This window comes from Nisaea sp. (assembly GCF_039990255.1).
In the GTDB taxonomy this organism is placed as follows: Bacteria; Pseudomonadota; Alphaproteobacteria; order Thalassobaculales; family Thalassobaculaceae; genus Nisaea.
This window is the reverse complement of sequence record NZ_JBDXGG010000004.1, coordinates 150,740-161,962: the sequence shown is the minus strand read 5'-3', so window position 1 is coordinate 161,962 and position 11,223 is coordinate 150,740. Positions and strand designations below refer to the sequence as shown.

Sequence of the window (11,223 nt, the reverse complement as noted above, 5' to 3'; positions counted from 1 at the left end):
GCAATTCCCTAGTTAGGCGGTGCAATAGCCTTTCAAGGCTGCTTCGTCGACCAGGATGGTTGCTGCCGCAAATGCACCCCAATCGGCTATTCCGCCAATGTCAGCGTTCGCAGCTTTGATGGTCGCGCCCGTCGCAATGCCGAGTGTCCGCAGGAAAGTACGACAGACTGAGTTGGCTTCAGTTGCACAGGACATCAGCACAATCTCCGCACTCGGGGCGAGAATTTCGCGGATGCGGCTCATTGCTTCTCCCGCGTCTCTCAGAACCGTGCTGTCGATGTCCCGGCCGGATAGTCTGAGGCTTCCCGCGCTGCGGTGTGACAGGATGACAATACGGTCTACCGGCGCCGTCCGTATCTCCACAAATGATGCTATCGCATCTAGGGCGTCGCCGGTCCGGGGAAGCCGTTTGACGATAGTTCCCTGTTTGAGGCTGGACAGGATTTCGTCAGAAGTCAGAACCTCATGATCGACGAAGAACAGAGTATTGAATGTAGCGGAAGTCAAGCCGCAAGCGGGGGCGCCGGGAAAGGCATGTCTCATGATCAGGGCTCCAACTTTCTGTCAGTGGCAGCCGTATTTAAAATGCGATGTGATAATTAACACAAATTTTATTTAAAAAACTTAATCAATTGCTAACCATGTTTTTTATTTTTAAAAACCTTAAAATTCGTAGAGTGTTCAATGCGTTATGGTGTCCGCCGAGAATTTGAAAGTGGTGAGTCTGGCTAAATTATCAGAGCTGCGACGACGATGTAGCGTCCGGTTTTGGCTATTGCAACGAGCAGCAAGAACCGCCCGAACGGTTCACGCAGAACCCCTGCGGCGAGCGTTAGCGGATCGCCGATGAAGGGAGCCCAACTCAGTAACAGGCTCCATTGGCCATATTTTCGATACCAGCCGCAGGCACGATCCATTTGGGTCGGGGTGATGGGAAACCACTTTCGGTCGCTGAACCGATCGATGAAACGGCCCAGTAGCCAGTTCACCGCAGAGCCAAGAGTATTACCGATTGACGCTACTATGATCAGCCATAGCACGGAGTAATCGCCTGTCAGGACCAGCCCGATCAAACCTAGTTCAGATTGCGCGGGAAGGAAGGTCGCGGCCAGGAAGGAAAGAAGAAAGAGCCCGCCATAGATGCCGAGTTCTTCCATCAGCGCTTCAGGCGGAGCCGAATGGCGATTAGGCTGAACCGGAGCCAAAGAGCGATGTTCACCAAGGTTACCAGCGGGTTGGCCCAACCGCCGAAGTGCTTGGAGAAATAGAGTGTGCCCCCTTTTGTCTTCTGGCGTTCGATATAGAGTTTGGTTACCTCGCTGGTGCCCTGAACATGGACCGCGGAAAAGGCCGGATCGAACCAGATGCTGCCGCCCGCCTTTCGGACGCGCTGGCAAGTATCGACATCTTCCATATGCAGAAAATACTCTTCGTCCATCCCGCCGATTTTCTCAAAGACGGGGCGGGGAAACAGCATGAAAGAGCCGGAGATGCACTCGACCTCGACCAGCGCTGGCGGGGGCGGTGTGTGGTTGAGATTGATCCGCCGGAAGCCGAGCCGATAAAGGCCGAACGCTTCTACCAGGCAGGTCCAGGGGGTCATCAGATTGCGTCGGCAGCCGCGTTGCTCACTGCCGTCCGGGTTTTCGATCCGGATTGTGTAGAGCGCAATGTCTGGCCGTGTGCCGAGCAACGACATTGCACCGTCGAGGCTGCCGGACCCGAGGACACTGTCCGGGTTCAGCATCAGCACGTAGGGGCTGGTTGTTGCCTTCGCGCCGAGATTGCAGGCTTTCCCGAAGCCGACATTGCCGTGCCCGGTTAGCAGGGTGAGGCGCGGCTCGGATGCTGCCATCTCTTGCAATGCCGCCACGACATCTGGCGGGTTGCCGTTGTCGACTATGACCACCTCGTGGGCCGACGCCTCACCGAGAACCGCCAGGATGCAGTCCATAAGGCACGGGCCGGTATGGTAGCTGACGACGATGACGGCACAACCTGGGAGCATCGTTTCTGGACGCGGAGTTTTCATAGCCCTGATGTGCCATCTTTTCGGCCCTTGTTACAAGCTCCGGCACGGCTTCCCGGGGGCGCGCGGCTTGCCGCCCTCGAGCACCGCATGTTATAGCCGCGCTGGCCTTATGAGGCCGAGCGTATACTGGGGGAGACAGGGCCTTGCAGGTCGAGCCAACCGAGATCTCGGACGTTAAGATCATCACGCCGAAAAAGTTCGGCGATCATCGCGGATTTTTCTCTGAGACTTACAATCAGGGCGCTTTCGAAGCTGCCGGTCTCGACCTCGCCTTTGTGCAGGACAATCACTCCTTTTCCGCGCCGAAAGGCACCCTGCGGGGACTGCATTTCCAGGCCCCGCCGCATGGGCAGGACAAGCTGTTACGGGTGATCAGGGGCGCCATTTTTGATGTCGCTGTCGATATCCGCAAGGGCTCGCCAACCTACGGCAAGTGGGTCGCGCGGACGATCAGCGCCGAGGCCTGGAACCAGATCCTGGTGCCAGTCGGTTTCGCACATGGTTTCTGCACCATCGAGGAAAATACCGAGGTGCTTTACAAGGTGACCGGTAAATATGCCCCCGAGTGTGAGGGTGGTTTGACCTGGAACGATCCGGATATCGGCATCGACTGGCCGCTGGATGGTGCGCCGATCCTCTCTGCGAAGGACGAGGCCTACACGCCCTTTGCCTCCTTTGACAGCCCCTTCACCTACGAAGCCTGAGGAAACCCCGAGCATGAGCGACGTCAAGACCGTCATCGTTACCGGGGGCGCCGGCTTCATCGGCTCCGCCGTCATCCGTCATCTGATCGCAGACACAGACGTCACGGTGATCAATCTCGACAAACTGACTTACGCGGCGAACCTTGCCTCGCTCAATGAAGTCAGCGGCGCGGACAGGTATCATTTCGAGCAGGCTGATATCTGCGACGCTCCGTCGCTGGCGCGGATCTTCAAGAAGCACAAGCCGGACGCAGTGATGCATCTGGCGGCGGAAAGCCATGTCGACCGCTCCATCGATGGCCCCGCGGCTTTCATCGAGACCAACATTGTCGGCACCTACACGATGCTGGAGGCGGCCCGGACCTACTGGAATGCCGCTCCCGAGGACGTGAAGAAGCGCTTCCGTTTCCATCATATCTCAACGGATGAGGTGTTCGGCTCGCTCGGCGATGACGGCCTCTTCACCGAAGAGACCGCCTACGACCCGCGCTCTCCCTATTCCGCCAGCAAGGCGTCCTCGGACCATCTGGTCCGGGCCTGGATGGAGACCTACGGCCTGCCGACCGTGCTTTCCAACTGTTCGAACAATTACGGCCCGTATCACTTCCCGGAAAAACTCATCCCGCTGATGATCATCAAGGGGCTCGCGGGCGAGCCGCTACCGGTCTACGGCAAGGGTGAAAATGTGCGCGATTGGCTGTTTGTCGACGATCATGCCCGCGCGCTCTGGACGGTTTGTTCCAGGGGCGTGCCTGGCGAGAGTTACAATATCGGCGGTAACGAGGAACGCCGGAACATCGACGTGGTGACCGGTATCTGTGATTTGCTCGACGAGCTGGTACCGCAGCAGGGCGGCAAGAAATACGCCGAACAGATCACCCATGTGACCGACCGTCCGGGCCACGATTTCCGCTATGCCATCGACGCCTCGAAGATCAAGGCGGAACTCGGCTGGGAGCCGTCGGAGAGCTTCGAGAGCGGGATGCGCAAGACCGTGGAATGGTATCTTGACCGCAAGGACTGGTGGCAGCCGATCCTCGACGGCAAATATGCCGGCGAGCGTCTCGGTACCGGCTCCAAGGAGTAGTGGCAATGATCCTTGTCACTGGCGCTGGTGGGCAGGTTGGCACGGAACTGCTGGCGCGCGCAGCGCAGCACGGCCACGACGTGATAGGGCTTGTCCGGGCGGATCTCGACATTTCAGATGCGGCCGCCGTTCAGGCGGCTGTGGCCAATATCAAACCGTCTATGATCGTCAACGCGGCGGCCTACACGGCCGTCGACAAGGCGGAAGAGGACGAGGAAGCGGCCTATGCCATCAATAGGGACGGCCCGGCCAATCTCGCCGCCGCTGCGGAAGCCACCGGTATTCCGCTGATCCATATCTCGACCGATTACGTGTTCGACGGCAGCAAGGACGGCGCCTATCTGGAGAGCGACCCGGTGGCGCCCCTCGGCGTCTATGGTGCCTCCAAGGAAGCGGGCGAACAGGCCGTGCGCAGCGCACTGGATGAGCATGTCATCATGCGGACTTCCTGGGTCTATGCCGCCCATGGGGCGAATTTCGTGAAGACCATGCTGCGGGTCGGCAAGGATCGTGACCAGCTCCGCGTTGTTGCCGATCAGTTCGGTGCGCCGACATCTGCTGCTGATATTGCGGACGCTATCCTGACCATCGCTACTCGAATATCTGACGGCAACCGGAGCGCCTGGGGCACCTACCATTACACAGCCGAAGGCCGGACAAGCTGGCACGGCTTTGCCGAGGCGATTTTCGCCGGGGCGCAACCTGTCTGGGGCCGCCGCCCCGAGGTAGAGGCGATACCGGCGAGCGACTATCCGACTCCGGCGAAACGACCGGTCAATTCCGTGCTTGATGCGAGTAAGATTCTCGCGGCCTTTGCTGTGCCGCGCCGGCCCTGGCAGGACGGCCTCGACGATGTGCTTGAGGTTCTTCTGGCCGAGGTCTGAATAAACGAGAGAAAGGGAGAGGGATGAAAGGGATCATCCTCGCCGGCGGGTCCGGCACACGGCTCTATCCGCTGACCGTCAGCGTCAGCAAGCAGATCCTGCCTGTGTACGACAAGCCGATGATCTATTACCCGCTCAGCACGCTGATGCTGGCGGGGATCAAGGATATTCTGATCATCACCACACCGGAGGATCAGGAAGGCTTCCAGCGCCTTCTCGGCGACGGCAGCCAGTGGGGCATCTCGCTGGAATACAGGGTGCAGCCTTCGCCGGACGGTCTGGCGCAAGCCTTCATCATCGGCGAGAGCTTCATCGGTGACGATACTTGCGCCCTGATACTCGGCGACAACATCTATTACGGCCACGGCCTGACCGAGATGCTGCAGCGCTCCGCCGACCGCGAGAGTGGAGCCACGGTGTTCGGTTATTACGTCCGCGATCCGGAACGCTACGGCGTTGTTTCTTTTGATGAATCCGGTAAGGCCAACGAGATCGTCGAGAAGCCGGAGAACCCGAAATCCAACTGGGCGGTAACCGGGCTCTATTTCTACGACCGGGACGTGATCGACATTGCCAAGTCGATCAAGCCGTCGCCGCGCGGCGAGCTTGAGATCACAGACGTCAACAAGGTCTATCTGGAGCGGGGCGACCTGCATGTGGAACGGATGGGGCGCGGCTATGCCTGGCTCGATACCGGCACCCATGACTCGCTGCTGCAGGCGTCCGAGTTCGTCCGCACTGTGGAAGAACGCCAGGGACTGAAAATTGCATGCGTCGAGGAAATCGCCCACCATATGGGCTATATCGACGACGAGCAGCTTCTGAAGCTGGCGGAGCCGCTGGCGAAAAGTGGCTACGGTATTTATATGCGGTCGTTGGTGAAGGGCTAGGGACACCGGAAAACGGAGCTGGTTTTGGGACGACTGATCGCACTATATGCCGCGCTTGTTATGTTTCTCGGCGGCGCTTTCATCTGGTTCCTGACCGCTCTGCTTTATCCTGGCGAGGCATCGCGGCCGACAGAGGCAATGGCTTCCGAGACGGTGCTCTCTCAAGTCTCGGAACAGGCGCCGCTGGATCTGGAAAACCTCGAACCTTCTCCTCTGCCTCTTTCCATGCCGCTTGCCTGCGATCCGGGCGTGGATTGCTGGCCGCTGAAGTATGTTGACCTCGACCCAACGAAGGGGCGACGCGACTACCAGTGCGGGGTTATGACCGTGGACGGGCATAAGGGCGTTGATTTTGCCATCTCGGATCCGCTCCGGCTTAACCGGAATGAAGTGCCTGTGCTGGCGGCGGCGACCGGAAAAGTCGTCGGTGTCAGAGATGAAATGCCTGACGTGAATATCCGGATTGCTGGTAAGGCCTCCCTGAAAGGGCGGGACTGCGGTAACGGGATCCGGATCGATCATGGCGGAGGATGGGTCAGTCAGTATTGTCATTTGAAGCGCGGTAGCGTTGCCGTGAAGGCGGGCGATACCGTGGTCAGCGGCGACCGGCTCGGCCTTGTCGGGCTGTCCGGCTCGACCGAGTTCCTGCATCTGCACGTTCAGTTCGAGAAAGACGGAGTAATTGTCGACCCGTTTGTCGGTCTCGACGCCCCGAGAGGGGCTTGCGGTCTCGGCAAAGCGCCGCTGTGGAAAAAATCGGTACTGCGGAAATTCCGCTATTCCGCGCCCCTTATCCAGGCCAGCGGAATCGCCGGAGAGGTGCCTGAGACGCTTGGCGTGTCTGACGGCAAGTTTACCGACCTGCAGGTTTCATCCGACGCACCGCTTCTGGTTCTCTGGACGGATCTTTATGGCTTGCGCAAGGGAGATCGTATCTCGATGCGGTTCACGGGCGTGGATGGAAGCGTGCTGGCTGAAACCGATTGGGTCCAGGAAAAGAACCGGCTCAGGACCTTCAAATATATCGGAAAGAAGGCACGTCAGGGTTGGCCGAAAGGGAATTACCGCGGTGTGATTCAGGTCGAGCGACCGTCCGGACCCGGAAAGAACCATGCGGTTCAGACAGTCGATCTCAAGATCGACTAGAGCTGCGGTCTGTCGCACCAGGTACCGCCTGTGCGCGTTTGAACGCCTCGGCGGCACCAAGCATGTGTTTATTTACTCGGCGGCCGGTGCTGCCGGTTTCGGCGGCAGGGCGAGACGGACGCTGAGTTCCTTCAGATGCTGCGGCTCTGCTTCGCTAGGAGCACCCATCATCAGGTCCTCGGCCCGCTGGTTCAGCGGGAACAGGATTACCTCGCGGATGTTCGGCTCGTTTGCCAGCATCATGACGATGCGGTCGATACCCGGCGCGATGCCTCCGTGAGGCGGGGCGCCGTACTTGAAGGCGTTTAGCATGCCGCGGAACTTGTCTTCCAGCACTTCCGGCTCGTAACCGGCGATGCCAAAGGCCTTGTACATGACTTCCGGCAGATGGTTCCGGATGGCGCCGGAGCTGAGCTCGATACCGTTGCAGACGATGTCATACTGGTAAGCGAGGATATCCAGCGGCTCCTGGGTCTCCAGTGCCTCGAGACCGCCCTGCGGCATGGAGAACGGGTTGTGCGAGAAGTCGATCTTGCCGGTCGCTTCGTCGAGCTCGAACATCGGATAGTCGACGATCCAGCAAAGCCGGAAGGTGTCTTTCTCGACGATGTCTAGATCGTTGCCGAGTTTCACGCGGGCGGTGCCGGCCAGCTTGGCGGCGTCGCTTTCCTTGCCGGCGGAGAAGAAGATGGCATCGCCATCGCCCATGCCGGTCTGTGCTTTCAGCTCCGCGATCTTCTCCGCTGTCAGGCGGTTCGCGATCGGGCCGCGAGCCTCGCCGTCACCGAAGATGATATAGCCCATGCCTGGCGCACCTTCGCCCTGGGCCCAGGAATTCATCCGGTCGCAAATTGCCCGGCTGCCGCATTTCGGACCCGGCACCGCGCGGACGACACCGCCGCCGGCAATGACCTTGGCGAAGACGGCGAAGTCGCTGTCCCGGAAGATCTCGGTCACGTCGGAGATCTCGAACGGAATGCGCAGATCCGGCTTGTCGTTACCGTATTTGAGCATCGACTCCTTGTAGGGAATGCGCGGGAACGGGCCCGGTACCTTCCAGTCGGAGAATTCTTCGAACACGCCCGCCATGACCGGCTCGATGGCCTGGAAGACGTCTTCCTGCTCGACAAAGCTCATCTCGACATCGAGCTGGTAGAACTCGCCCGGCGAGCGGTCGGCGCGGCTGTCCTCGTCACGGAAGCAGGGAGCGATCTGGAAATACCGGTCGAAGCCGGAAACCATGATCAGCTGCTTGAACTGCTGCGGCGCCTGCGGCAGGGCGTAGAACTTGCCTGGATGTTGGCGCGACGGAACCAGGAAATCGCGTGCGCCTTCCGGTGAGGAGGCAGTCAGGATCGGAGTCTGGAACTCCATAAAGTCCTGGTCGGTCATGCGCCGGCGGATCGAGGAGATTACCTTGCTGCGCAGCATGATGTTGTTGTGGATGCGTTCACGGCGCAGGTCCAGGAAGCGGTAGCGCAGGCGGGTGTCCTCGCCGGCATCTTCATCCGCATTGACCTGCAGCGGCAGCACGTCTGCGATGGACTGGACCTCGATCTCGTCGATCCGGAGTTCGATATGGCCGGTCGGCAGCCTGTCGTTGATCGTCTCGTCCGTGCGCTTCACCACGCGGCCGGTGATCGTCACCACGCTCTCGACGCGCAGCTTCTCGACCGTCTTGAAGGTCTCGTCCTCGATATCGACGACGCACTGGGTCAGACCGTAATGGTCGCGCAGATCGATGAAGACCAGCTGGCCGTGGTCGCGGCGACGATGGATCCAGCCGGAGAGGCGGACCGTTTCACCGACATGGTCAATACGGAGATCGTGACAGGTATGGCTGCGATAGCGATGCATGGGTGTTCAATCTTTTCGGAATTGCGCGCGCGGCATCTCCTAGCGTGCGAAAGGGCGGCCCGCAAAGGAAAAATGCATGAAAACCGGCTGGCAGGGGGCCAGACGACCATGAAAGTGACGCTGCCCAGGAGTCGGGTCGCGTCTTCCGACGGGGGCTTTAGATAGAGCCACAGCAGGTTTTCTTAAAGTCAGAACGCGGGCGTCGGGCGGATGAAGCCGACGAGACGGCCAGCCCAGTTCCGGACTTCCGGGGAGCAAGAGGCTTGGATGCGGGTTTTTTGTGCCTCATCAATCACGCCGAGCTTGATGAGCACCGCGAGGACGGCGGCCTCGGACGCCCGGCCCGCGCCATCGTCGATCTTGATCGCAACGCCAAGTCCTTTTTCTGGCAATGCCGCTGTATAATAGCCCTCGGCCCCGCCCTTCAGCAAACAGGTCTCGCCGGTTTCGGCCAGCACCACTGAATTGAAGGCATTGGTGCCGGAGAGCATCAGCGGATTGTTAGCGCAGGCTTTGACGATCCGGCGGCAGGCAGCGGCTCGGTCGGCGCCGAGCGCATCCGGCGCGGCGAGACGGGCCATGGCATAGGCGACGCCGCGCAACGGCGCACCGAAGACAGGAATACCGCAGCCGTCAACACCGCGCGCCGTGCGCGAGAGGTCCATCTCGCCCATCTCGCCGATCAGTTCGATCAGACGCGTCTGCACAGGGTGGTCGGCTTCGGTGTAGCCCTTGGTGGGCTTGCCGAGATGGACGGCGGTGGTCAGCATGCCGGAATGTTTGCCGGAGCAGTTGTTATGCGCCCGGCTCGGCTCGGTGCCAGCCTTGATCAGAGCATGCGCGGATGCTTCGTGGAAGGGCAGTTGCGGTCCGCATTCCAGATCATCGACACCGAGGCCGAGACGGGCGAGCCAGGGGATGACCTTATCCGCGTGGATCGGCTCGCCGCGGTGGGACGCGCAACAGAGCGCGATTTCCGCTTCGCTTAGATTGAAGGCGTCGGCGGCGCCGCTTTCGATCACCGGCAAGGTCTGCAACGGCTTGATCGCGGAACGCGGATAGGTCGGGCGCTCGACATCTCCGAGGGACAGCACGTCCTTGCCGTTGGCGTCGACCACGGAAACGATCCCGCGATGCACGGATTCGACCATATCGCCACGGGTGATTTCGATGAGCAGCGGAGCCGCATCGGCTTCCGAGATGTGGGTGCGCGCTATACGGTCGTCAGCGACGAGGCTGTCCGGGCTCATTAGGCGTCTCCTGGTTTGTCATGGCTTGTTCCGGCTCTCGTGGCCGGTGAATTGACGTTCAAGGCAACTTGCCTTGGAGCACGGGTTTGTGCAACAGAGACGCCATGCGAGGATATTTCGGAATGGGCGTCGAGGGGATCAGCAAATCCCGCAATGTCGGCGCGATCTACAGAACGGCGCACGCTTTCGGCGCCAGTTTTGTCTTCAGTGTCGAGGCGGCGCTCTCGATTCAAGAGCTCAAGCAGACGGACACGTCCGGTACAGCAGGCAGCCTGCCGTTCTATGAATTCGATACAGTCGGCAACATGCTGCTGCCGAAAGGCTGCGCCCTGGTTGGCATCGAGATCACCGACGATGCGGTCGAGTTGCCGAGTTTCCATCACCCGAAAATCGCCGCCTATGTGCTCGGTCCAGAGCGCGGCGGCCTCTCCGAGGAGATGGTGGCGCGCTGCGATCACATTGTGAAGATCCCGACCAAATTCTCGCTCAATGTCGGGCTGGCAGGCGCGCTGGTGATGTATGACCGGCTGCAGTCCACTGGCAATTTCGCCCGCCGTCCGGTGATGCCCGGAGGCCCGACCGAACCGCCGCCGGAAAAAGTCCCGAGCTTCGGTCCGCCGCTGTGGGTTCGGAAGAACCGAAAACGGCAAGCTGCGGCTGCAAAGGCAGCGGAGAGCGGGAACTAACCTCGGGTCATCCTGTCGTAGAGCTGGATCAGTGGATTGCTGAAGCGCAGTGGTCCACCGATTATGGCGAGACAGACGCAGCCAAGCTCCGGATCGGCCATCGGTGCATGCTGGTCTTCCTCGCCATTCACGGCGAGATCGCCGCGCGCGTACTGGCCTGCGGCGTCGCTGAAGGCGCCGTCGAGAACCAGTGTCAGCTCGCTCCCTTCATGACTGTGCGTTGGCACACTCCGTCCGGGGCCAAGGCGGAGGACGGACATCTCGAACCGATCATCCGCGACGCGTAGGCGATGTTCCTCGATACCCGGACCGCGCTTGCGCCAGGCCAGTTCGGAGAGCGGGCCGCCAAGATAGGAGCGCAGGGGCTCGGGTATCATCGCTACGGTTTCGGCGTCGAAAGAGGCTGTATTGTCGTTATTCGCGGTGGCCTCGCCGGGCATGCCGGAAGCCCCGATCCGGGCCAGTACGGCGTCGAACGCATCGTCCGACAATGCGGCCGGCTCAATCTCTTCCAGCAGATAGCCACCGACAGCCTCCATCTCGGAGACGGTTTCACGAAGGTCCGGGCGAAGGGCGAGCATGGTCGCCACCAGCACCGATACCGGCTCCGGCAGGGCGCCGCTTGCATAGTCGAGCAGCAAGTCTTCGCCGGGCATGACGCCGGTGTTTGATTTTGCTTCAGCCATG

At 60.4% G+C, this 11,223-nt stretch carries 12 protein-coding genes; 6 read left to right on the top strand and 6 right to left on the bottom strand.

Annotated features, from left to right (window positions below; genetic code table 11):
* Positions 1-12: 12 nt before the first annotated feature.
* The 3 genes from ABJ076_RS01365 to ABJ076_RS01355 all read right to left on the bottom strand — a co-directional run bounded on the left by ABJ076_RS01365 (position 13) and on the right by ABJ076_RS01355 (position 2,008).
* Positions 13-543 (bottom strand): DUF4347 domain-containing protein, encoded by a 531-nt coding sequence (locus tag ABJ076_RS01365; protein ID WP_348191382.1) that lies wholly within the window; start codon positions 541-543, stop codon positions 13-15.
* A 185-nt stretch (positions 544-728) separates the two neighbouring features.
* Positions 729-1,157, bottom strand: coding sequence for a YqaA family protein (locus ABJ076_RS01360; protein ID WP_348191385.1), 429 nt, complete (start codon positions 1,155-1,157; stop codon positions 729-731).
* Positions 1,157-2,008, bottom strand: a complete 852-nt coding sequence (locus ABJ076_RS01355; protein WP_348191388.1) for a glycosyltransferase family 2 protein — start codon at positions 2,006-2,008, stop codon at positions 1,157-1,159. The genes ABJ076_RS01360 and ABJ076_RS01355 overlap by 1 nt, the downstream gene beginning before the upstream one ends.
* Before the next feature lie 167 nt (positions 2,009-2,175).
* Here ABJ076_RS01355 and rfbC point away from each other — a divergent pair, with 167 nt between their 5' ends.
* Genes rfbC through ABJ076_RS01330 form a run of 5 tightly spaced genes read left to right on the top strand, consistent with a single transcriptional unit; the run spans position 2,176 to position 6,743 of the window.
* Positions 2,176-2,736: a dTDP-4-dehydrorhamnose 3,5-epimerase gene (gene rfbC / locus ABJ076_RS01350; protein ID WP_348191391.1), complete on the top strand. Its 561-nt coding sequence runs from the start codon at positions 2,176-2,178 to the stop codon at positions 2,734-2,736.
* A 13-nt stretch (positions 2,737-2,749) separates the two neighbouring features.
* Entirely contained in the window at positions 2,750-3,823 is a 1,074-nt protein-coding gene (gene rfbB / locus ABJ076_RS01345; RefSeq protein WP_348191394.1) for a dTDP-glucose 4,6-dehydratase, read from the top strand.
* Positions 3,824-3,828: 5 nt separating this feature from the next.
* Positions 3,829-4,707: a dTDP-4-dehydrorhamnose reductase gene (gene rfbD / locus ABJ076_RS01340; protein WP_348191396.1), complete on the top strand. Its 879-nt coding sequence runs from the start codon at positions 3,829-3,831 to the stop codon at positions 4,705-4,707.
* A 23-nt stretch (positions 4,708-4,730) separates the two neighbouring features.
* A complete protein-coding gene (rfbA, locus tag ABJ076_RS01335; RefSeq protein ID WP_348191399.1) occupies positions 4,731-5,597 on the top strand; it encodes a glucose-1-phosphate thymidylyltransferase RfbA in 867 nt (288 codons plus the stop codon).
* A gap of 24 nt (positions 5,598-5,621) precedes the next feature.
* A complete protein-coding gene (locus tag ABJ076_RS01330; protein WP_348191401.1) occupies positions 5,622-6,743 on the top strand; it encodes a M23 family metallopeptidase in 1,122 nt (373 codons plus the stop codon).
* A gap of 72 nt (positions 6,744-6,815) precedes the next feature.
* Here ABJ076_RS01330 and aspS read toward each other — a convergent pair whose 3' ends face one another.
* Positions 6,816-8,600 (bottom strand): aspartate--tRNA ligase, encoded by a 1,785-nt coding sequence (gene aspS, locus ABJ076_RS01325; RefSeq protein ID WP_348191403.1) that lies wholly within the window; start codon positions 8,598-8,600, stop codon positions 6,816-6,818.
* A 188-nt stretch (positions 8,601-8,788) separates the two neighbouring features.
* Positions 8,789-9,850, bottom strand: a complete 1,062-nt coding sequence (locus ABJ076_RS01320; protein ID WP_348191406.1) for an asparaginase — start codon at positions 9,848-9,850, stop codon at positions 8,789-8,791.
* Between the two features lie 104 nt (positions 9,851-9,954).
* On the opposite strand from ABJ076_RS01320, the gene ABJ076_RS01315 reads away from it, so the two are divergent.
* Positions 9,955-10,536: an RNA methyltransferase gene (locus ABJ076_RS01315; RefSeq protein ID WP_348191409.1), complete on the top strand. Its 582-nt coding sequence runs from the start codon at positions 9,955-9,957 to the stop codon at positions 10,534-10,536.
* Here the strand turns inward: ABJ076_RS01315 and ABJ076_RS01310 are convergent.
* Complete coding sequence (locus ABJ076_RS01310; protein ID WP_348191412.1) at positions 10,533-11,222, bottom strand: ChrR family anti-sigma-E factor; 690 nt, start codon at positions 11,220-11,222, stop codon at positions 10,533-10,535. The two genes, ABJ076_RS01315 and ABJ076_RS01310, sit on opposite strands and share 4 nt — an antisense overlap.
* Position 11,223 lies beyond the last annotated feature (1 nt).